This window comes from Verrucomicrobiia bacterium (genome assembly GCA_036405135.1).
GTDB lineage: Bacteria > Verrucomicrobiota > Verrucomicrobiia > Limisphaerales > JAEYXS01 > JAEYXS01.
The window spans coordinates 24,799-49,427 of sequence record DASWYF010000038.1 but is presented as its reverse complement, the minus strand read 5'-3'; the positions used below and the strand labels follow the sequence as shown (position 1 = coordinate 49,427).

At 55.0% G+C, this 24,629-nt stretch carries 3 protein-coding genes; all 3 read right to left on the bottom strand.

Annotation, left to right across the window (positions count from 1 at the left end; translation table 11 throughout):
* Window positions 1–36: 36 nt before the first annotated feature.
* Window positions 37–5,946, bottom strand: a complete 5,910-nt coding sequence (locus tag VGH19_18760) for a Calx-beta domain-containing protein (protein HEY1173418.1) — start codon at window positions 5,944–5,946, stop codon at window positions 37–39.
* A gap of 299 nt (window positions 5,947–6,245) precedes the next feature.
* A complete protein-coding gene (locus tag VGH19_18755; GenBank protein ID HEY1173417.1) occupies window positions 6,246–21,560 on the bottom strand; it encodes a Calx-beta domain-containing protein in 15,315 nt (5,104 codons plus the stop codon).
* Between the two features lie 87 nt (window positions 21,561–21,647).
* Window positions 21,648–24,623: a hypothetical protein gene (locus VGH19_18750; protein ID HEY1173416.1), complete on the bottom strand. Its 2,976-nt coding sequence runs from the start codon at window positions 24,621–24,623 to the stop codon at window positions 21,648–21,650.
* Between the last annotated feature and the right edge of the window lie 6 nt (window positions 24,624–24,629).

Sequence of the window (24,629 nt, the reverse complement as noted above, 5' to 3'; positions counted from 1 at the left end):
GCCTTTTGATTTTTTAAGATTATCCTGAACTGCAGACTATTGCTCCAAGGCACGGTAGAACCGCAGACCTTTACCAATCGAGTTGGTGTCGGTAAAGCTGACCGCACCATTCAACGTAGTGTTGGTGAAGATCGGGGTCCAGTTCACCAAGTTCGTAGAAACTTCGATTACATATGTCAAGCCAGGCTGGCCGGCCAGATTCAAGGTGAAATTGCCACCAGAACTTGAACCGGCATCTGGAGAGAGAGTCGTCACCCGGTTCACGCGGAGACCGATCGCCGCTGTGTTATTGCCCGGCTGCAGATCGATCTCATTTGCAACCACACTCACGATATTCGTGGGCGTGCCAGCTCCGCTGCTGACCGCTTCAATCGTCACCGTCGCTGTGTTACCGACCGCAAGGGCGCCCAAGTCAAACCTCACCTCGCTACCCGAAACCAATGCTGGCGCAGGCACTCCGTTCACAAACGTGACACCCGTCGGCAGCATGCTCGTCAAACGCAAATTGGTGGCCGCTGCCGGCCCCATGTTGGCGACTGCCACGGTGTAGGTGAAGTTCTGCCCCACGTATGACGGATTCGGAGAAACGATGCCGCTGACCACCAGTTCCGCCACCGGATCAGCCGGTATGGTCGTCTCAATAATCAAACTCCAACCCGTGATGGAACCGCCATCTCCGGCACCATCGTCCACGATGTATAACTGCCAGTCGCCATTCGGCACAATGCCAGTAAAGGAGGCGAGATTCGTACCGTAAGGCCCGCTCGGTGCCAGAGGGAAAGTATCACTGCCGCCATGGTTCGTGGGTTTGTATACACCGCTGTTGATCTTGGCCGAATCAGGGAGGCTGGCCGTCGCGCTGTCCGTAATGGTCAGGTTGACATTCACCAAATCCAATCCCGCGCCCGCATCCGACATAAGCACCACTCCCTTGCCATTCGGTGCCACCAGCAGAATGTCCAAGTCATCCGGGAACCCATGTGTGATGCCGGCAAGCTGCACAGTCACCTTCGAAACACGCCCCTGTAAACCGGCAATGTTCACCGTGGTCGGGTAGGTCTCTGCCTGGCCAACCGCCGGGATCGTCACCGCACCACCGGTAGCTGTAACGCTCTCGGCCAGCTGGTAATTGTAAGTGATACTGCCCAACGAATTAGTATTTCCTCCCGTCAGGTCATAAATATCCAACACCGCAGAAACAGTGGAACCGCCTGCACCTTGTACAGAGAACACAAAGTCCCTTCCTACAACCGTCCCATCCGCTGAGATAGAGCCATACACCTTGGCGGGTTCACCAGTGGTGACACCAGATTCATTTCGCAATACAGCCACCAGATTGGTGGTGCCGATATTACCCACGTTCCTCAATGAGAAGGTCATCGTCACCGTCTCACCGGAATCCAGACCACGATTGGCTGGCGTCAGACTTTCAGCGACCAGCAGGCTCCCGGCGGACTGGATGGCAACCGTCGGCACAAGCAATTCCTTATCGAGGCTCACAGAGTTATCACTCTGATCCTCGTCAAATTGCGTGGAACTGACATTCGCCACAAACTCCGTGCTGCCAGCCGTGTTGCCAACGACCTGTAATGAAAGCTGGGCTGATTGGCCGACCAACAAGAATGGCACCACACCGCGAACTGTGCCACCCGTCTGGCTGACTGTGCCGGCCCCGGCAGCAAAGGTCGAGGAAAGCAATTGGAAACCGGCTGGCAACGGATGCTCGAGCACGACATTGGTCGCGCCGAACGTCCCTAGATTGGTGACGGTCAATGTCACCGTGAAAGGATGGGCCACATAGATATTGGTGGAGGGCAGATGCAGTCCTGCTGTCAGGTTTGCAATGGTATCGTCATCAATGATAGTCCCCGTCGCATCACTATTGGCAATTGTTCCATTCACCACATTCTTCAACCGGACCGTGAAGGTTTCATTGTTTTCACCGCCATCATCCCCGTTTACCACCACCGTGATCTCGCGACTGGTGATTCCGCTCGGGAACGACAGGCTGCCGCTGGTGGTGACATAATCCGCTCCCGCAGTGGCAGTACCAGCGATGACCTCATATTCCACCGATACTGTATCCGCATCCGGCTTGATCAACGTCACCGTGAAGACCGCGTTGGTCGTCGTGGCCGCAGCCCCTTCGCGCACGCTGACGGAGGCGATGGACAGATGTGGTCCATCATCATTAAGGATCGTGCCAGTGGCAGACATATCTCCCGCAGTGGCATTTACTGCACCGCTCAGACTCAACGTGAACGTTTCGTTCGCTTCTTCCGCCAGATCTCCATTCACCAGCACGGTCACGCTCGCCTGCACTTCGCCCGGCGTAAATGTCAACACACCTGAAGTGGCAGCATAATCTGAATCGGCCGTGGTAGCAGTCCCATTGGCCGTCGCATAATTCACCGTCACCGCCGATGCAGACGGATTGGAGAGCGTCACATTAAAGGTAAGGCTCGCCGTGCCGGCATCTCCCTCAGCCACCGAGGCATCCGCCACATTGACCGCCGGTGCCACGTCATTGTCCGTTATAGTCGCCTGTCCTTGGTTGTCGTCAATCGTGGCGAAAACAGGACTGGATATGTTAAGGAAGAACGTTTCACTGTTTTCAAAGATTGTATCCCCGACCACCTTGACAGTGATCGTCTGATTCGTCTGTCCCGGCTCAAAAGCCAGCGTCCCCGACACTGGGATATAATCCAGCCCCACCGCAGCCGTTCCCGGGGCCGTTCCATAATTCACCTTCACCACATGCCCGCTTGGCTCAGACAGCTTCACGGTGAATGAAAAATCAATGGTGCCCGAATCGCCTTCTGTGATAGTGCCATCCGCAACGCTGATCTTCGCCGCTTGCAAATCATCATCCAAGATGGATGAAAAGGCTTGGGCACGTCCGATGTAGGCATTCGTTGGCGAGAAAATGACCACTGAGAACCCCTCGTCAGGTTCATCATACAGATCGCCCACGATCGGGACATTGATGAAGGCATTTGTCACACCCGGCAGGAAGGTGAGCGTTCCAGAGGTGTTCAAGAAATCCTCTCCGCGCTTGGCGCTGCCGTTCGCAGCAAAATAAGACATCGTCACCTTTTGGGTGGACACTAACGACAACCGCACTTCAAATGCGATGTTGGTGAAGGAGTTGCCTTCGATCACCGGCAAAGCATCAAATACTGTTGCGATCGGCAATGGCGGCGGCTCGACCGCTGCCAGAGATGATATGTAGACCGTCGTGTCCAAAGACGCGTCCGTAGTATCTGCCACGATAAATGTCAGGCGGTTGCTGACGGAATTGGGCACAACCAAGGTCGAGAAAGTCAGCACAGCCTGTCCACCGGGTGCCAACAATCCATTAAGCTCGGTTCCCGCCACTGGGGTGAAGGAAGGATGATTGATGTTCACTGGTCGTAGATTCTCAAAGGCGATGTTGGTCCCGTTCAGGAAGATGCCGAACCCGTCCACAAACGGGGAGTTGACGAAGTCCGGATACTCCTCTGAACCGAAGACGATCTGGAACGTCACATTGTTCGAGCCAGGTGCTACGTCGAAATACACATCCAGCTGGGTGGCATCATAATGATCCCAACCACCACCGGTGATTTTGTCCAAGAGAGTTTCTTGGGCCGAATCCGCAGGAACATTAAAGGCTGTCGTAAGACCGTTTATGTAATTGGGACCGGTTTCATAGTCATCAACATCACCGGATGACAGGACAATGCCCGGACGTGTGAGCCCATATGTATGTGGCGTTGTCGGCCCTACCAGCTGATAAGTGCCAGCGCTCAGGCTGCTGCCTGTGCCGTGTGCTTTCAACTGGACCCCACGCACGATCAGCCCGCTGTTCGTGTTGATCAACGCGGAGACCAGTTGCAGCGCGTTGGTATTTGGATTCACAATCAAGTCAACCACGCCTTCCAGATCGTCGTCTATGATTGTGCCGATGCCGCCCGTCTGGAAGATGCTCGCGTTGATGGAAGCATTCGTTAGCGTCAGGCGGAAATACTCATTCACCTCGACCTCCAAATCACCGATCACCTGCGCCGTCACTGTAACATTGGTTTGACCGGCATTGAAGGTGACCGTGCCATTCGTTGCTACGACATCCGTTCCCACCACCGCAGTCACCGAACTCAAGAGATAATTGACAGTCACAGGTGAGGTGGTCGGGCCAGAAAGACCGATATTGAAGGTGATGTTGGTCGTCCCCGTGTCGTTTTCAACCACTTGAGGATTGTCGGCATCGATGGTCACCACGTTGGTATTGGGGCCGAGCAGAACCTGCACATCCAGATATTGAACACCGCCCACAATGCCGTTGGCCACCGGCGTGATGGTGATGTTCGCGTTAGTATCCACGAAGGAGCGCGACAGCCCCAACGCAGCATCCTGCACTCCCACTCCGGGTGTGGTCATATCCAGCAGGTCACTGTTGGCATTGACATTGTAACCCCAAAAAATATACGCGCCTGTGTTCATCGAGGTGTTGTTCGTGAAAGAGCGTTTGCAAGCCACCCAGTAATTGCGGGTGCCGTCCTTCGGGATTCTCAGCGCCAAGATACCAGTGCCCGGCGAATGGTCGAAGCGGCTGACACGATAGGTGCCGTTGGAAGTCACCGTGATGATGTTCGTGTTCGGAATCCAATCCAGCATGTTCTTGAACCACGGGTTGAAATCCACCAGCGGCGTGTCCGCAAAGTTCGCACCTTGGGTCTCAAAATCATCACCGTACTCCACGCTGGTGCCACCCAAGTTGGCCGGGTTGGCACCCGTCACCTGCCACAGATTACCGTGAATCAAGCCGTATGTATGCCCCAGCTCATGCGAGTAGATGCGGAAATCCCATTCCCCATTGACCCACAGATTCGTAGCGCCAAGCTGAGCGAGGCCGCCAAAGGTGATCGTCGAATTGGCTAGATTTTCCAATGGGGAAAACAAGACCACGATACGGTCGTAACTCGCGATATTGTAGTTGGACGAAGCCAGAGTGCGCGCATGCAGATGCATCGCATCCACGTTGAAATTCGTCGCGTAAAATGACGCCGGATTGGGCATGCGATAGAGCTGGCTGGTCACCGTGTTGGTCAGACTGGTCTTTCCGTAGGAACTGGTGATGTAGTATGGATTCACCTCCGTATCCGCCAGATTCTTGACGTAGGCTGCGGTGTAAATTGTCGGCGATGCCCCGCGGCTCCGCGGGTCTCCCGGCACATCAGAAAAATCAACCCGGATGATCAAAACGTTTTTCAGGCCCTCAGTCCATGGACTGCCCAGATTGGGAACGGCGGCTGCAGTCGTGCCAGGCTGAAGAATTGAAGCGGCTGATTGCTTGGGCGCGGGGCTGAAACCTGTTTCAGCCTCTTCCAGTTGACGGGCGGCTTCCTGAAGTTGCCCCCTGCTGGCAAAGGTATAGACCTGATCACCGATCACCGCCGTCACTCCACTGGCGGCACCGTCCGCCAGATTGACCGCTGGCAGATTCAACACCTGAAACTCACCCGGTTCCAATTCACGAACAGGGCTTTCATGCAAGGCAAGCAGGGAGCCAACCGCGATACCGTGAAGCGGCACGCCGATCTTGGTAGTCTGGCCGGAACGCCGTCCATAGGTATACGCGTTGTAAACGGTGCCGTTCAACGTCACCGTGGTAAAAACGCCCTGCTGAGGGATTCGGGTCAACCGGGAAGGAAGCGCGCAAAGCACTTGGAGATCGCCCTGCCCGGATACCTTCGTTTCCAGCTCTGCCTGCACGTTGGCCGGAAGACGGTCTCGCACGCTCACAGGAACACTCAATGAGATCGCCAATGCCGGATTTGTTTTGATCATTGACTCCAACAATGCACGGCGCTGGCGGGCCAGATTCACACCTTGATTCTCCATCCCCCCCTGCACTGCCGGAGCGGCCGTTGAATATTGTTCTGCCCAATTTTTGAATGAAGTCATCGGCGCCGGAGAGCTGTGGTCCTGCCACTTGCTGGCATAGCCCGCACTTGGAACACCCTCCGCTTGAGCGTTAACATGGAGTCCGAGGCCAAGCACAAGCAAACAAGCAAGGCAGGAACCCAGGGAAAATCCGGTCGCACGGTTACGCAATGTTTTCATGGAAAGACAGCGCATCGCTTAAAAAATTTCGATGTGGAACAGCGGCAAAAGTAATGATTGCCAAAGGAACTCCAAGCATAAACTGATGCCATTAAACAAAAACGCCGCCGTGGTATCCACGGCGGCGTTGAGAATCGGCCTTACTGCTGGCGCGCGCGGTAGAACCGCAGCCCGCCACTGCTGCCCGCCGGATCATTGATCACAATGATGCCATCCGGACTTGATTGACGGCTGACTTCCACCCACGTCACAAAGTCGCTCGTTGCCTCGACGATGTAAGTGACATTCGGCTGGCCGACCAGCATCAGGGACACATTTCCAGGAGTCACGCTGATCGAACCACCAGAAAGGGCCACGCCCTGCACTGTGGAGATCGTTGTGACCGTATTGTTCGCGTTATTGAGTTCGAGATCGGCATGCGTCACCGTGGTAACATTCGTGATACTGCCCGGCAGATCCGGAGTGATCACAATGGCCGCCTGATACTGGGCATTGGCCGGCATTGAACCAATCGTCCAGAGAACTGCACCCGCACCATTCGTGATGATGGTGCCTTGGGTCGTAGCCAAAGAAACGACTTGCGCTCCCGCTGGCAGCGAATTGCTGACCAACACACCGGAAACTCCGTTCGGGCCGCTGTTGGTCACAGTGACCGTATAGGTCAGGTTCGAGCGGGCTGTGACCGGTTCCGGGGAGCGAATCACCGTCAAAGCAACATCCGCTGAAGGTGTCAGCGTCGACACCGTGACAATGCTCAGGCTCCAGCCACCGATGCTGCCGATATTGCCGGTTTGGTCATCGACCACATACAGGCTCCACTGGCCGTTCGGGTTGCTGCCAACCAAGTCGGCCAAGCTCGCCGCATACGGACCAGCCGGTGCCGGAGCGGCAAATACATCATTGGTTGATGCCTGATCCACTGGCGAGTTCAGGTAGTTGGACGGCTTGTAAACGCCATCCGTGATCGTACCAGAATCTGGCAGTGATGCGGCGGCACTGTCATCCAGCGTGATATTCACCCCGTTGATCGCGAAGCCACCGCCCGCATCGGACATCAGCAAGACCTTGCGGCCAGTCGGGCTGACCAGCAACAAGTCGAAGTCATCCGGGAAGGTATGCGACACATTGCTCAATGTAATCGTCGCCTTCAGGATAGTCCCTGAAACACCGCTCACAGTGATAACGGACGGATAGGTGACAGCCGGGCCGACGTCCACGCCAGCGATAAGCGTGGCAGAGCCAACACGCTCCGTCTCACCCAATTGGAAGGTGAAAGTCACTGTTCCCAGATTCGATGCGCCATCTTGCAACTGCAGCGTGACACTGAGCGTATCACCCAAGTTGCCATTGGCGGTGAAGGTGAAGTTGCGGGCGACACCAGCACCCGAGGCGATGGCACCGTAGGTCTGCACTTGAGGACTGTTGGTCACCACACCGCCAGTTGGCAACAAAGTGGCCACCAAATTCCCCGTAGACAGAGCACCCTTGTTCACCAGTTCCAAGCTCACCGTCACCGTCTCACCCGGATCGATGGCACCGTTCACGGGAGTGATGCTTTCGCTCAGCAAGGTGGAGGCTCCCAAGTCGATGTCCGCCGAAGGATTCTGAACCGCGATAGTAATCGTGGATGAATTGTTCGCCGTCACCGGATCAAATGTGCCCCCGGCGGTTACAAACGCCGTGCTATTCACCGCGCCCGCCGTGTTTGCCGTCACTATGACTTGCATCGTCACGTTTGTTCCCGTGGGCACGGAGCCCAAGGTGAAGACTACGGCACCGCCCACGTTCGCCACCGTGCCTTGCGGCGTGGTGAAGGATTGCAGCGTCACCGAGGCAGGCACCGGGTTCGTGATCACCACACCCGTCGCGGTAGACGGACCGCGGTTCGTCAGCGCAATGGTATAAGTGATGTTGTTGCCCTGCGTCACCGGATTTGGGGTGCCAATCAGCGAGATGGCCAGATCGGCCGAATCAGTTACAGCCGTAGTAGTTGTCACCGCAACATTGTTGACGGCATTGCTGTCCGACACCGTAGAAGCGGCAGTGACCGTATTGGTCAGGCTGCCTGCTGCCGTAGGCGTCACAACGATGGTCAGCTGGACAGTAGCATTCACGGCGACATTTCCGAGCGTTGCCGTGACCAAACTGCCGGAACGGGTGACAACACCTTGAGAGGCGGAGCCAGACACATAGTTGACACCAGCAGGCAACACATTGGTCAGTGTCACCCCCGTCGCCGTAGAAGGTCCAAGGTTCGTCAATGTGACGCTGTAGGTAAGATTGTTACCCAAAGCCACAGTGCCGACCGGCGTAGTAGTGACACCAACCGCCAAGTCCGCGTTGGCACCCACCGTTTGGGCGAACACCAAGGCATTGTCGCCCAAGAACGGATCCGTTTCTGTGCTGGCGATACCCACCACAGCGATGTTCGTGAACGAACCAGAGGCCGTCGGGCGCACCGTCACATAATTCGTGATCACCTGGCCGTTGGTCATGGTGCCAAGGTTGAGGACCACGCGGCTGCTCGGCAGCGTGACCGTGCCGTTAACTGTGTTGCTGGCCGTGATAAATGTGAAGCCGCTGCTGAAGGTATTCGTGAGCATCACACTGTTCACCGTGGCCGGACCGCGGTTGGTCACCAACAAGGTGTAGGTTTGATCAGCCCCCACCAGCAATGGTCCCGCTGTCTGCGTACCCGTAACAATCAAATTCGCGCTCGGGTTCGCCGGGAACACGGTGGTGATGTTCAAGGACCATCCGTTGGATATGACACCGGCATCACCCGTCGTATCATCATACACGTAGAGGCGCCATACACCATTTGGGTCGATGCCACGGAAGGCGGACAACGTCGAGAAGTGCGGACCTGCTGGTGCGAGAGGACCGAAGTCATCCAAATCACCCGAAACATCATAATCAGCCGGACGATAGGAGAACCCGTTCGTGATACGGGCACTTTGCGGCAAGACCAAGGTGGCTTGATCACTGATGGAGAAGGTCACGTTCGTCAGACGGAAACCTTGGCCCGCATCTGACATCACGATGACACCTTGCCCCATCGGACTCACCAGCAACATGTCTATATCCGCCGGGAAGTCATGCGACAGATTGCTGAGAGTCAGCGAGATTTTGTCGAGAATTCCGACCATGCCGGACACCACAACCTGGTCAGGATATGGTGTGGCGGGTCCCATCGCATTGATGACGATCTGGTTGGTGGAGCCGGTCAGAACCGAGCTGCCCAAGCGGTAGCGCAGGATGCCCGGATCGTAGTTGATGCCACCCGTATCAGTCAGGTTGAAGGTCAGCGTGAGCAGACCGCCATTGGTTCCTGTGGAGTTGAAGGTAAAGCTGCGAACCGCCGAGGCATTCGGAGCCAGACTGCCCAAGGTGGCATTTTGCGGTCCCACATTGGTCACCACACCACCAGTGCCCGCGAGAGATACTGCGGCAGCGGTGCTTGCGACATCGCCCAAGTTGCGGAACGTCACGTTCACGCTCACCTGTTCGTTGAGATCAAACGCACCGTTGGCCGGTCCTGGCGTCTCCGAGGTGATGCTCAGGGATTCAATCGCCAGATAAGGCCCAGGGCCGCGCAATCCCGTGACGTTGGTCACAGTATTGTTTGCCAGATCGAGATCGTTGGTTAGGGCAGGCAGGCCAATGGCCGCGATGTTCGTCACAGAACGGATGATACCGTTTGTGTCCAATGCCTCGATTTCAACCAGATATCCGGATGCCTTGGGCAACACGGGCAGGTCAAAGATCAAGGCATTGCCGTTCGTTGTCACATTGGTCACACTGATCGAGCTGAGTTGCAATGAGGCAGGCAGGATATTGGTCAGCGTCACACCGCTGATGTCACTCGGACCATAGTTGGTGACAAGCAACGAATAACGCACGGTGGTATTGGTCTTCACCGGGTTGTTGACCTTGACCAGCACCTCCAAATCCGTCGCCAGATCATTGTCATCGATATTGATCGTGGTTTGGGTGAAGCCCAGCAGGCTCAGGTTCGTTCCGCTCAACAGCACACGGAAACTTTCCGGTCCTTCGATGATATAGTCATCCTTCACCTGCACTTCCAGAACCTTGCTGTATTCATTCGGGCCGAAAACAACCACACCATTAGTCTGCACATAGTCCAGACCAGCTTGGGCCGATATGTTCGCCGTGGTGTAATCCACGATGAAGGTCCGCGCGTCCAGCCCCGAACGGGTGACCGTGAGGGACAGTGTCGTATCACTTTCAGTGACATTCAGTGCTGCTTGGGTGAACCCGATGGTCACGTCATTGTCATCAATGAAGACCGTAGCATCAGAAAGTCCCAAGACAGCTCCGCCGCTGGCATTGCCCAAGTGGATGAGGAAGTGTTCACCGTCATCCTGCAAAGCATCATCCTTCGTATTGATTTCCACCACCTTGCGGCTTTCACCATTGGCGAAGGTGACGAGGATATTGGTTGTGAGATAATCTGACCCGGCCAGTGCCGTTGCATTACTGACAGTCAACATGGCGGAAACGATTCCAGAACTGCCGTTTGTGCGGACAACCGATATCTGAGCAGTCTGGCCTTCGATTGTGCGGTAAGCCGCAGACTCAAAGGCGATGATACCGGAACTGAAATCATTATCCAGAATGCTCAGGACCGCGTTAGTGAGGCCCGCCAACACCGGTCCGCCATACCCTGATATCTGAAGATTTACTGTTTCTATCCCTTCCACCAAGGCATCTTCGACCACTGGTATGAGGATTGTCTTAGGCGTCATGTCGTTCGCCAGCCAGACCACCGTGTTGGTAACGGCGAGGTAATCCAAAACCTCTGTGGCCGTTCCCAAGGCTGTCTCGAACGTCAAAGTGACAGGATCATTGCTGCCACCAGTGCGGACTAAATTGATCACTGCATTCAAACCGTTCTCAGCCACCACAAAACTGCTGGTCTGGAAACCGATCACCGTTTCGTTGTCGATGATGCTGACCGTGGCCGAGTCACGACTGGAGACGATATCAGCCGTGGCATGCGTCACATGGTTGGTCGCATTAATCAACCGGACCGTGAACTGGCGCACCGGGTTGACCACGGCACCCTCCGGGTCATCAGGGATGTTCACCACCAGTGTCTTCACCGCTTCACCTTCCGCGAAGTCCAGCGTGCGGATGGAAGGCAGCAGGTAGTTGGTGCCTTGATAAGCGGTGCCATCAATGAACGCCACCTCGACTGAAAGGGAATTCTCCAAGCCAAGGATGCGCTTCACTGTAAGCGTGACGGAACCTCCGTTCTCGTAGACCGGGAAGTCCGTCGCCGAGAACTGCAACACGCCCGCCCCCGTATTGGTGCCGTTGTTTACCCGGGCTATGTAAGGCCTGACCTGGCCATCAAACGTCTGGAATCCGCCGCCGATAACAACTTTGCCATCGGGCTGGATGACCATGCTGCTTACAAAGCTGTCGGCCCCGCTGCCGAAGTTCATGGTCGTATCCCGAGCACCCGTTGCCGTTAAGCGGATGATACGGTTCTGCGGAACACCCTGGAAGCTGGTGAAATTGCCACCCACCAATATCTTGCGGTCATTCTGCAGGGTGATGGCAAACACAGAATCATTGAAGCCGGTTCCGATGCCGGTAAAGCCAACCGTATCCGCCGTGCCATTGCTGTTCAAGCGGGCCAAGCGTGGTGCACTGCCACCATTGAACACGGTGAAAGCACCACCCACCAAGATGCGCTCATCCGATTGCATGGCCAGCGCGAATACCGCCCCATCAAAACCGCTACCCAATGCCGTTGAGAATGCCGTGTCCATCGCTCCCGATGTCAGGAGGCGCGCCAGTCGGGGACTGTCCGAGCCATTGAACTTCGAGAAGTCGCCACCCACTACAATCCGCCCATCACTCTGCAATGCCAGCGCGTTGACCGGCCCATTGGCTCCGGCCACAGGATCAAATGCCGGATCAATGGCACCCGTGCTCAGGATACGGGCCACAAAGTTACGGTCGGATGTATCATAACGGTTGAAGTCACCGGCGATGAGGATTCGGCCATCCGCTTGGACCACCAAGGCGTTGATGGGAGCATTGGCACCCAAGCCCGGGTCAAAGGTGGTGTCCAAGGATCCGTCATTGTTCAAACGCGCGATGTTGTTACGCGGCACACCATTAATGGAATCAAAACGGCCAACGATCAAAACTTTCCCCACATCATTACCGTTGGTGTAAACCGATACGGCACGCACCACCGCACCAGTTCCTCCCAAGGTGATACTGCCGGCATCAAATCCGGTGTAAGCGGTGCCATCAATCGATACTTGGGCCACATTCGTGCGGGCCAAGGCATCAAGTCTGGTGAAATCACCGCCAAGGGTGATATCTCCCAGACTGGCACCTGGACGGATGCTCAAGCTGAGAACCGGACCATTGGCCGATGCAGTGAATACGGGATCCACGGCGCCTGATTTCAGCTCATCATCCAAGATGAATCCCAAGGCATTGGTAACATCCGAGAGAATCGCATTGATAGGATTGCTCAATACGATGCGGAAGCCCTCATCGGCCTCCACCACACTGTCATTGATCAACGGGATGTTGACCGTCTTGTCGTCAATGTCCCCGTCATTCCAAGTCACGATGATAGGTGTAACTGTGGTGGTATTGGTGTAGTCAAAACCAACCGGCGAGCCACTGATGTACCCCTTGGCCTGCAGATCGCTCAAAGTGATATCCACAGCAATCAAGCCAGTGTAGCCGTTTGTGCGCGCGAGAACTACTTGCAGCACACCCGCACCTTCATCAGCCGTATATTGGGCTTGGGTAAATACCACTGTGCCAGCCAGCATGTTGGTGCTGACGATGGTCACGTTGCTGGAAAGTGTTCCGATGGAAGGTCCCCCTGAAGGTTGCGCATTCCGTAACACGATTTGGAACACTTCGTTGGATTCCACCAGTCCGTCATTCAGGATCGGCACCAAGAACCCATTGCTGCTTACACCGTCCACGAAGGTCAGTTGGCCAGTCGTCGGTGTGAAATCATTGGTTCCCGCCGTTCCAGGCAAGGTATCATAGTCCACCATCACGGTCGCATTCGTAATGCGGTTGTTCAGCAGCACGGAAACCAACAATGCCGGATCGCCTTCATTGATGGTCGGGTTGATCTGCAAGACGAAGGTGCCGAACACGGCAGAGTTGTTGTTGGCGATGGAAACCGTGGTCGGATTGGGGAATCCCAATGAGGCTCCGCCGGTGGCGCCGGACAAAGTCACCTGGAAGATTTCATTGGTCTCCTGGGTATTGCTGTCCGGCAGAATCGGCACCCGGATCGTCTTGATGATTTCGCCATCAGCAAACGCTATCGAGCCATTGGTATGCAGGAAATCGTTCGGCGGGTTGGTACTCGAACCGCCCACGGCGTCATTCACATCACCGGTGGTATAGTTCACCGTGACCAGACCGGAACTGCCGTTAGTGCGGACGACGGTAAGGAATGCGAAACCGGCGTTTTCATCCACATTGAACAAGGCGCTCGAGAACTGGATAGTTCCGGGGAAGAAATCATCATCTATGATGGTGATCTCCGTTTCAAATGCAGTCGTGGAGATGCGGCCATCGGGATCCAGCGGGTTCTTCTCCAGCCGCAGATAGAAGATTTCATTACCCTCCTCAATGATGTCCGGCAGGATATTTACAGCCACATTCTTGATGGTTTCACCGGGTTGGAACGTGACCAGTTGGTTAATCCCCACAAAGTCTGTCCCCGCCGTGGCCGTGAAATTGCTGGAAACCAAACGGATGGTGACCGTGCCATCAAGCGCAAATGAACGGATGATAGGCACAAGCAACTGGCCCGTCGCATCGCTCTCAGACACGCTCATCTGCAACTGTCCGAACGCGATCTCGCTATCATTATCAGCGATGCTCAAAGTCGTTTCAGGCTGATTGCCCAAAGGAGCATAGAAGGGATCCATCGGATCCAAGGCCGACAACACCAGATCAAGGGTTTCCAAGCCCTCAGGCAAACTGTCTGGCAGCAATACCACTGAGATTTGCTTCTCTGTCTCACCTGGTGCGAACTCAACCACATTCGTCACCGACAAGGCCAGGTAATCTATATCCTCAGTGGCGGTGCCGGTCCGGCTGTAATAATTGGCCCGAACAGTTCCTTCCGTGCCGCCTGTGCGGCGAACAGTCACCAAAGTATTTGTCTGACTCTCGGAGATTGTCATGGCCGCCACAGCGAATTCAAGCGCCCCACGGCCGCCCAAAACGCCACCATAAATGCGGGCAAGATAGTTCTTGTCCTCATCATTGAACCGGGTGAAACCGCCGCCCACGATGAGGCGACCGTCCGAAGGCTGCACTTGCAGTGCGGAAACGAAATTGTTCGCACCGGTGCCGAAATTGATATTCACGTCCTTGGTGCCATCCGGGTTAAGACGGGTGAGACGACGACGTGTAACATTGGAAAACTTCTGAAAATCGCCACCCACCAATATCTTACCGTCCAATTGCAACGCCAGCGCCAAGACCGGAGCATCACCGCCGCCTTCGGGATTAAAGCTGAAGTCATTGCTGCCATCTGTGTTGATACGGGTGATGTATCTGTTCGTTTCACCGAGCAGGTTGGTCACGGTGAAGTAACCGCCCACCACCATCTTGCCGTCGCTCTGCAGTGCCAGAGAGCGGACCGATGCATTGAAATTGATATTCGCCGTAAAGTTCGTATCCAGCGAACCATCCGTGTTCAAGCGGGCCAAATAAGGAGCCGGCTTCAGATTAACCGTGGTGAAATCGCCGCCGATGATCACCTTGCCGTCATCCTGCACGAGCGTGGCAAAAACCGTCCCATTCGGGCCGCTGCCAGTGTTGAATGTCTGATCCACCACACCGTTAGTGTCCAGACGGGCCACATACGGACGGGCAAATCCGCCCATCGTAGAGAAGCTGCCGCCAACTATCACCTTGCCCTTGAGACTTCCGGAACGAACCAGACCCAACGCATAAATCGGATTGTTGGCCCCTGAACCCGGATCAAATGAAGTATCCAAGGTGCCGTCAATGTTCACACGGGCCACATGCGCCCGGCTCAAACCGTTATAATCGGTGAAAAGACCGCTGATGAGCATCCGGCTGTCATCTTGAATGATGATGGACCGGATCGAATCATTGGCACCGGTGCCTACATTGAAGCCCGAGTCCAGATTGCCATCCGTCTTAAGGCGGGCCAGACGGCCGCTTGCCAACCCATTCACAGAGGTGAAATCACCGCCAATGATCAGGCGCTCATCACTCAACAGGGCCATGGCATACACAAAACCATCAGGACCAGCATCCGAATTGTAAGTGGTATCCACTGCGCCGGCAGGTTCATTGATGTTCTCGTCATCGACTATGCGCAAAATAGATGCATCGATGCCGCCCGCATCTCCCGAATCCGTCAATTGTAGCACGACCGTGCGGTTGAATGTGCTGTTGATGTTCGGGTTTTGGACCAGATTGTCCACCAGATCAACGGTGAAGTTCGTGCTGGTCACCAACGGATCCAAGAGCAGTGTCCCAGTCGTATGGACATAGTAGTGATCGTTTACATGTATGACGGTGTAAGCCGTGCCGGATACCGTTACAGCGGTGGACGGCGCAATGGAAACCGGGCTTCCATTCGGTATGAAGCTCACCTGAAAACTGTTATTGTCACGGCCGACAACATAATATGTCTGTCCAGAATTCACGCCCACCGGGAGACCATTGACGATCACGGTGCTGAATTCAATCTGGTCACCATTTTGGAACGGATGTCCCGGATAGACGATTTCATCTGCAGCATCCACAACGACCGCGGCATTCTTGGCATCAAACGCGTAATAGGCATTCAGTTGCGCTGTATCACTGGTCGCCGCCAGTCCGATGTCGAGTATGACACCTGTATCCGCATCCAACAGTTGGAAGTCATCCGTCGTGGCATTGGCCACGAGATAATCTTCATTCACAAGCGTACCATCTGGAGGCGTGCCGGAAGTGAACCGCACCAAAGTTCCATTGGCCAACCCATGACGGGTGATGAGCAATCGGTTGCCCGCTGCATTCACTGACGTGGCGAGTGAGGCATCCATCCGGTAAACCGGACGAGCCGTACCAGAAGGCACAGTTGTGTACGTCACGGCTTGCTGCCCCGCTACACCATTGCTTCGAGTCACCGTGATCAATGCCTTGCCACCACCTTCGCTCACATTGAACTGGTTAAGCGCAAAACCGATGACGCCAAACCGGTCATTCTCCTGGATCAGCACTGGAACCGGATTCACACCCGCGAGTTGCGGGGCCACACCAGAGCCAGAAAGACGACGGGCATTGGACAACTGCAACAAGAACGACTTGTCTACCCCATCCGCAGCAGAGTCGTCCAGAATGGTCAAGGTTATCGTCTTGGGGGTGGAATCCAGACTGTTCCATGTGAGGGTGGTGAAGTTCGTCACATAATCCATCCCGGCGATGGCAGTGTTGTTCAAAGTGCGGAAATCAACCGCCACCTGACCGACGTTACCACCGGTTCGTTCCACCGTGACCACCACAGAGCCGCCATTCTCGGAGGTCGTATACCGGGTAGTGGTGCTGAAACGAAAAGCGCCAGCAGAGAAGTCATTGTCGTAAATGTCCAAACGCGCCAAACTGAGGATGGTATTTACTTGGGCATTGTTGCCGTTGGAGGTCAAATTGACGGGCGTGCCACCAGGAGAAGTGGAGACTTGGAACGTGTCACGGGTCTTCACGATGACGTAGTAATCGATATTGGGAGACAAACCTCCCGGCAAAGCACCGCCTGAAGTGCTGAAACGCACCAAGGAATCATTGTATAATCCGTGAGCGATCGCCGTCAGGGTCTCTGTACCCGTATCGACAGTATTATCCAATGTCTGTGCGCTGGTGGCAAAACTGCTTCCTTGGCTGATGTTCAAGAGGTAAAGGTTGATGCTTTCATCACCTTCCGCCGTGACATCGTTGAAAATCGGGACCGTAAAGGTCGCCGAAGTCTGGCCTGGCCCGAAGGTCAGACGACCAGAGACACCCGTAAAGTCCAGACCGGCGGAGGCAGCTTGCTCATACTCAAAATAGGGAGCGGGAGAAGCAGCACCCAGATGCTCGGTTGCCAGATAGTCCACCGAGATCGAACGGGCAGTGCTACCCGAACGCACTACTTCAATGACTGCTTGCGTACCATTTTCCGTGACGCTGTATTTGGTCTGTTTGAATGCGATGAAGCTCGGTTCAAAATCATCATCAATCACATCCACCAAGGCCGTGGTCCGGCCCAATGCTACACCGATAGGTATGTTTTCACCTTCAAGGATGCCGGAAGAAGACCAATAGAAAGGTGACCGGCCACCAATCGTGCCGCCCAGCAACAGATCAGGTTTGGGGTTGGTCAGTTGAACCTGGAATGACTCATCACCTTCGATGGCCGCATCATCTACTATACCCACGTAAACACGGGTGGCTTGCAAAACGTTATTATTCGGCCCGGTTTGGGATTCAGACACCATGCGTACAATCGCACTTCCCGGCCAAGTATTCTGCCAGCGTGGCAGGCTGTTGGTCGTTCCGTAGTCTGAACCGCCCACAGCAACTCCCGGCCCAGGTGCCAGATCAAACGTGCTGAAGGACACGAAACCTTCGCTCAGTGCATTAGGAGCCGTGTTTTCACGGGAGAGGGTGATGAAAAATTGGCCACCCTTTTCATCTGCAGCGTAGTTCGTCTGGGTAAAGCCGATGTTACCCGGTCCAGGAGTGTTTCCACCCATGACTCGTGCAAAGTTGTAACGATTACGGACGTCATCGCGGTGAATCCATGTGGGCGTGACGATGGGCACTTCCACACCAGCCCGGATCGCGCGCCAAGGAGAAAGCAACGAAGGTGTGGGGCTTTGCGTCTCTGCCACCGTATTGCGATTACCGCCACCCACCCGCTGGAAGGAACCACCGATCATGATATTCCCATCCGCTTGCAACGCCATGCTACGGACGAATGGTTTAGCCTCCGCATAGGGACTAAAGCGCATGTGCAAACCAGCATAGTGGTTGTAAGCGATCTCCATGAATTCGGTGTCCAGATAGCCATTTGGCAGCAAGCGTGCCATGCCCGCACGACGCACTTGGTTGAACGAACGGAATAGACCGCCCAAAAGGATGCGATCGGATACTGGTTCCACCACCACGCTGTAAACAGTGTCATCCGCACCACTGCCGATGTCAAAGTTCTGATCCAAGGCACCAGTGGAGGTGAAACGAGCCACGCGCGAACGGCTCCGGAGATCAACCGTGCCGAAGGCACCGCCGATGATCACGCCACCATCCGCAGTATAATCGACCGCGTAAACGATACCATCGGCACCGTTGCCAGGATTGAAGTTCACGTCCACTGAACCATTGGAATTCAAACGGACAATACCACGGCGGGGCAATCCACCGAAAGTGGTGAAGTCACCGCCTACGAGTATCTTCCCTTCCAAGGCAGGATTGATTCCGGTGATGATTTTCACCGCATAAATAGGGCCGTTGGCGCCGCCATTCGGATTAAACGAGGCGGTATCCAGCGTGCCGTTGGCATTCAAGCGGGCGATCCGGTTCAATTGTTCGCCGTTGAATTCAGTGAAATCACCGGCCACGATCAGCTTGCCGCTGTCCGTATTGGTGCCGGCCGGATAGGCATCGATAGCCCGGATCGGCGTGGCAAACGGATCGGCTACCGCAGCTTGAGGATTGAATGAACCGTCAATGGCACCTGAAGGCAGAATCTTGGCGACGCCTTTGCGCTGGATGGAATTGTAAGACGTGAATTTACCGGCGATGAACACGGAGGTTCCAGACGTCTTGATCGCCAAAACCGATGAATTAGGGCCCGTGCCAACGTTAAAAGCCGGATCAACCACGCCAGCAGCCGTCATGCGCGCCAAGCGAGGGAACCGGGTATCTGAATTGACAGCGGTAAAGTCACCACCGACGATCGCCTGTTGATTGCTGTCAACAGCCACGGCATGCACCATGTCATTGGCACCCGGAGTCGGGTTGAAAGGAGGCGTGGTCAGGTTGAAGTAATCCCGGTTGTAGGAGGGATCTACTGCGCCAGCCGCCTGTTCAGCCGTAATGCTGTCATCCGTCACGATGGTGACATAGCAATGATCCGTTTGCCCCCATGTGCGGGCCTCACCACCAGCCGTATTATTCCAAAGGTCGAAACGGAAATCCTCGTTGAACTCGACCAACAAATCGTTATTGAGGGGAATATTGATATCTGTTTGAACGCCTACAGCTTGCCAGTCGATGACGCCGGCGGTCGTGGTGAAATCGATATCAGGGATGGTGTTAGGAGTGCTGGGTTTCGCGTAATCAGAACCGGCAGACAAAGAAAAGGCGTTGTTCGCCGGAGCAGCAGCGTTGTTTGGACTGTTGCGGTAGGTATGGTGATTACCGTTGATCTGATATCGGGTAGCATTTCCCGCTGGGTTAGTCCGGCGGAACACGCGCACCGTAGCCTGGGTCTGAGACTCACTCACCTGAAGGTGAACTTTTTCAATGTTCGCCAAGGTATCATCATCGTAGATCTCCAGGCGGGAAGTATTACGGAACACATCCACGGAGGGCGGAATGATCAGGGGGGATTCACCTGGTGCAGGGGTGACACTGACAATGGCAAAACCCACCGTAGGGTCAACTCCCTGATTAAAATCTTGGCCGCTCGGGCTTCCATTGTTTGCCGGGACCACCAGAAAACTTGCGCTGGTCTGCCAGTCATCGAAAATCACGGAATTGGTGTAGGTCCTGAAGGCAAAGCCGCCAGCCGTATCCTCCGAGGTCGGATCGGTTGCCGGGAAGGAATAATGCAGACCGTTCGTTGCCGTGGCCGTGTCCAACACCCGGTATTTGACAATCATCCTGCCGCTGTAGCCATCCCGGCGCGTGATCGTAATGCGCGCACCCGGAATATCGTGCGGGCGCATGTTGCTGTTCGCCGCCGCCGTTCCTTCGTTCTCGTTCGCTTCATAGACACTTTGCGTGAAGCCAAAGGTACCGGCATAACCACCCAAGCTGTAGTTCAGCCGGAAAAAGCCGGTGGAACTGGAGGTGCGTCCGCCCACGGCGATATAATAGAGCTGTCCGGCGGTCGCCTCAAACTCCAAGAAACTTTGGGGACTCAACTGGGCGGCATAATCGTTATTGGAAACGATTGTGCGCAAGCCACTCAGAGTCGTCCCTTGATATACCGCCAGCACCGTATCAAACGTCGTTTCCGCACTGGGGGTGAAGGTGGAGAATACCACTTTGCCGGAACTTGGTGCCAGCCAGCGATACCACACAGTGGTAGCGGGAGCTAAACCGGCATGGGCCGGTTCCCCAGCTTCCACAGTAGAATTGAAGTTGTTGCTGAATCGGGTGCCACCTGCCCCGGTCAACAACTGTGCGTTCGCAAAATTGTCATTGTTTGGCGTGGCCGCCGTTCCTTGCGACCAATACATCGCAAACAATCCGGTCGAATTGTTGGCACCATCCACCACGATGCGATATTGCGTTCCCGCTGTCGCATTGAAGTTGACGACGCTGCTGTTGTTAAGACCAGTATTATCATCTTGATCCACCACCGCCAAAGGCGAAGTAAAGTCTACACCGGTGAACACAGCGAGCGTGGTATTGAAGGTGGTAAGCGCGGAACCGGCATCCGTGGAGAAAGTGACCGGGCCATTGGCGGGTGCCGTCCAAAGATACCAAGCCGAATGGCGGGGCGTAGTCACGTTGCCGTTCGACGGTTCGTTCGCCTCGAAAGAATACAGGGTATTGGTACCCTGCACGAATCCGGAGCCTGCGCTCCCCAGATTTTGCGGAGTGGCGAAGTCATCATTCGATGGAGTAGGTCCCCACGAGAGCGTAAAATTTCGGGGTGAGCTGGCATCCAAAGTGTTGATATCAACGGCAATGAAGTAGTTGACGCCAACCGTTGCATTGAAACGAACATAACTGCCCGGAGCAGGACCGGTAGCGACTACGTCATCATTGGAAGCCACGGTGGCCGTCAAAGGACCATTAGGTGGAAAATACGGTACAGATGCCGGAACGGCGCTGGAAACATAAACAGCCAGAACCGAATTGAAAGTGGTTCCTGAGCTGTGCGTGGTGAATGTAACACTGCCGGTGAAAGGCGCACGCCAGTAATACCATACCGATTTATTGCCGCCGACACCTGCATGGTTCGGTTCGACTGGAGGCATCGGGCCACCTTCCCTATTGTCGCCTGTCTGGATAGACCCTGTGGTTGTTCCAAAATTACCTTCGAGTTCGATGGCTCCAGAAATGTTATTGTTAACACTCGTCTGGGCGCGGGCCGTGGAAACCGGCAACACCGCTGTCAGAAAGCAGAGGAACAGCATCCATCCCTGCCATCCAGCCGCCAAAGGTTGGGACTGACAACTACGTGGTGACATAAACTTTTTAAACAACATGTTTGTTTTGCCTGCCGCCTTTGGCGGCCTCTGGGCGATTGCAATTTTTCTTCCGGTCAGCAGTTTCAATCATTGAGCCGTAAACCTTACCCGATAGAACCTTTGACCGCCCGCTGGCGGCAGGTCCACGGCTGTGATCTCTCTGTTTTCAACCGCTGTGATTGAATAGAGGCTCTGCCAATTCCCTTGGCCCAAGCCATCCCTGTACTCGATTGTGTAAGTGACCCCCTTCACCGCCTGCCATTTGATGAAAGCCGTCAACTGCGGGACGTTCACCAATGTGACATTGGACACTGTGAAGCCGCTCATCGGAGAATCGTCACGATCATTGGCCACACCATCGCCATCATAGTCGCCACCTGGGGCGAGCATCGTCTGGAATTCACGCGTGGTGAGTTGCATATACTGTCCGCCCACGAGTGGCACAGCCACCATTGGTCCGGCTGTGATCGCCGGATCTACCCAGACAAGACGACCGGGGAAGGCATTGGTCAGTTTATCTTCCGGAACATTTGAATCGGCGAAGTAAATCGTCAGGTTCGGGTTGACCACCAAGGTGCTGGCGATGTGCAGACCGTTGGTATTCGTCGTGCCTCCTTGGAATTCCAAGTAGTTCACATACAGGGCCGAATTGGCAACCGCGCCTTGGAAGTGGAACTGGCAATTCGTCACACCATTCAAAACCAAATGCTGGATGGCCGTATTGTTCGCATAGCCGCTGGGAGTTGCCCCCCGGTTTTCGCCCCTCCAGACATGGAAACGGGGAACTGTCGTGGAGGCGGTGGTCTCCAGACGCGTTGCCATCAAGTCACCCTTGTTTGGATGCGTCAACAGGCTGAACCCGCTGCCGACAAAAATGTTATTGGTGATCCCATTGTCACCGAAGAAGTTCGTAAACCGCATTGTCAACTGCTGCGGTGCCGAAATAACGGCGTTGCTCATGGAAAGATGGTCCCCAGCCAGATTGATGTTACCCCCGAATGCACCCAAAATACCGCCTTCCAGGTAATTCGATCCGGCAGTGATTCCCAAGGAACCGGCAACGGCAAAGAGAGTGCCGGAGTTGGTGATGGTCTCGCTGCGGATCAGGATAGAGCCAGAAAGCATCGAACCCCGGTTCACGATGTTTGAATAGGGCAGACTGCGGTCCACCCCCAAGTTGATCAACAGCGGCACATTGAAAGTCCCCTCGTTGATGAGGCAGCGGAGATTGGGAGCGTCAGTCGAGTTGAAATCCGTGTTCTCGGAATTCAAGTTGAACGATCCGGTCGCCGGGATGTGCAGGCAGTTGCCGCCTATCAACAGGTTACCTCCGAAAGTCAGAGTATCATCCAATGTCACCTCTGTTGACTGGACATTGAAATCCCGCAGCACGACTGGTGCATTGGTGCTGAGCGTATTGTCCAAAATCATCACCTGATAAGCATGCTCCACCAAGCCGGTAAAGCCGCCGATATAGGTGTTCGTAACCCGTTGGTCGATCTGCCATACACCAGTCCATACCGCCACCTGACCATTCAGGCGGGTGACGTTATCCGGGAAGTTGTTCGAAATGATCGTGTTGGAGTTGCCCGCCACTTTGATTCTGATGTTGGGTGCTGAGAGCGTTGCCCCTGTCAGGTCCACACCATTCGTCAGGCTGAGGGAGATCATGTTGTCAGCCACAAGAGTCGAGTAGGAAAGGTCTGAGGATGATCCGCTGATGTTGATGCGTCCGGGTGAATTGGTGGCATCAGACAGGGTCGGGTCGATGCCCAAGTCCCCTCCGAAATCACGCGGACTGACAACGAATCCCCAAGCAGAATATTCATGGGAGACCTGATTGGTGATAAAGCGGTCGTCGAAATTACCGGATCCAGGGAAAAGCACATCCACATAGGGAATGGGAGGCACTGCGAAGGAACTGCCCGGAAAGACAGGGAAACCCACCGGGGCAGGTATAACGCTGGCAAAATCACTCCTCACCAGAGTATATGCCAAGGGGCGGAAGTAGCCAGGGCGATCATCATTCGCCTGCAGATTGAGTGTGTCTGTGGCCCCACCTGTTCCCATGCGCGCCCGGAACATGCTTTCATCAAGCAGCGTCAGATAACGCTGAAAGGTCTGGCCGGTGACAGGATCTACGTCCGAGGTTCCGAACTGGACCACGATGTCGTTGACATCGAACCCGGCACTGTTGGTGCTGAAGGGGAACGCGACCTGGATGTCCGGACTGAATTCATTCGTGCGTATGAAGACCAGCTGAATGGTGTTCCGGATGGTCGTGTTATTGATGAAATTGAAATTATTCGTCGAGGCGTAGAAGAGGTAGCCGTTCGTGGGAAACGTGTTGGTCAGGAAGAAAGAACCGCCGCTAAAGAACGGATTAACGTCTAGCGATTGGAAGAAAGTGTTTCCTTGCGGTGTGCCCCGGAAAAACGTCCGGTGCGATGGTGTGACACCGCCGAAGCTCATGAATGGAAGGCTGATGTTGCCGCCATTGGTCGAGCCCCAATATTCGTCGCGGATATTGGCAGGATTCAGGTAAAAGAAATTATTATTGCGGCGGATCGAGATGCTGCCTTCTGTCACATTCCCGAAGGTCGTACCATCACCCGCCGTAATTCGACCGCCGAACAGGTCCACCGACTGCGCGTTGATATCCAGCAAACCGATGCGCGGAGTGGCCAGGAGTGCTCCGTTGCGGTTTTCCACAGTGTTCGCATTGATCAGCAGGCGGAAGTCTGCATAGACATTCTGCTCGTTGATGAAACTCGTGCTCGCCGCCCGGGCGTCCGGAGAGAGGGTGATCTTGCTGAAATCAATGCCGGGGCTGGCGTAAATGTTTCCCCGGTTGATGAAGTTCTCCAGATTGAGGAAATCGAAAACAGCACCATAAAAGTAGTTGCTGTTGACCGCTGTGATGTTCCCCATGTTCTCAACCGTCGTCGCATTGATGGGCGGCGGATTGGACACGGTGCCGGAGATCAGATAATAGGATTGCTGCGCCTTGAGCGGTGCCGCCACCCCCAGCATCAACAATACAGTAAGGTAAAACTGTTTCATACGACT

Coding starts and splice junctions, on each gene's coding strand:
- VGH19_18755 (HEY1173417.1), bottom strand. CDS start 21,560: ATGTCACCACGTAGTTGTCAGTCCCAACCTTTGGCGGCTGGATGGCAG.
- VGH19_18750 (HEY1173416.1), bottom strand. CDS start 24,623: ATGAAACAGTTTTACCTTACTGTATTGTTGATGCTGGGGGTGGCGGCA.
- VGH19_18760 (HEY1173418.1), bottom strand. CDS start 5,946: ATGACTTCATTCAAAAATTGGGCAGAACAATATTCAACGGCCGCTCCG.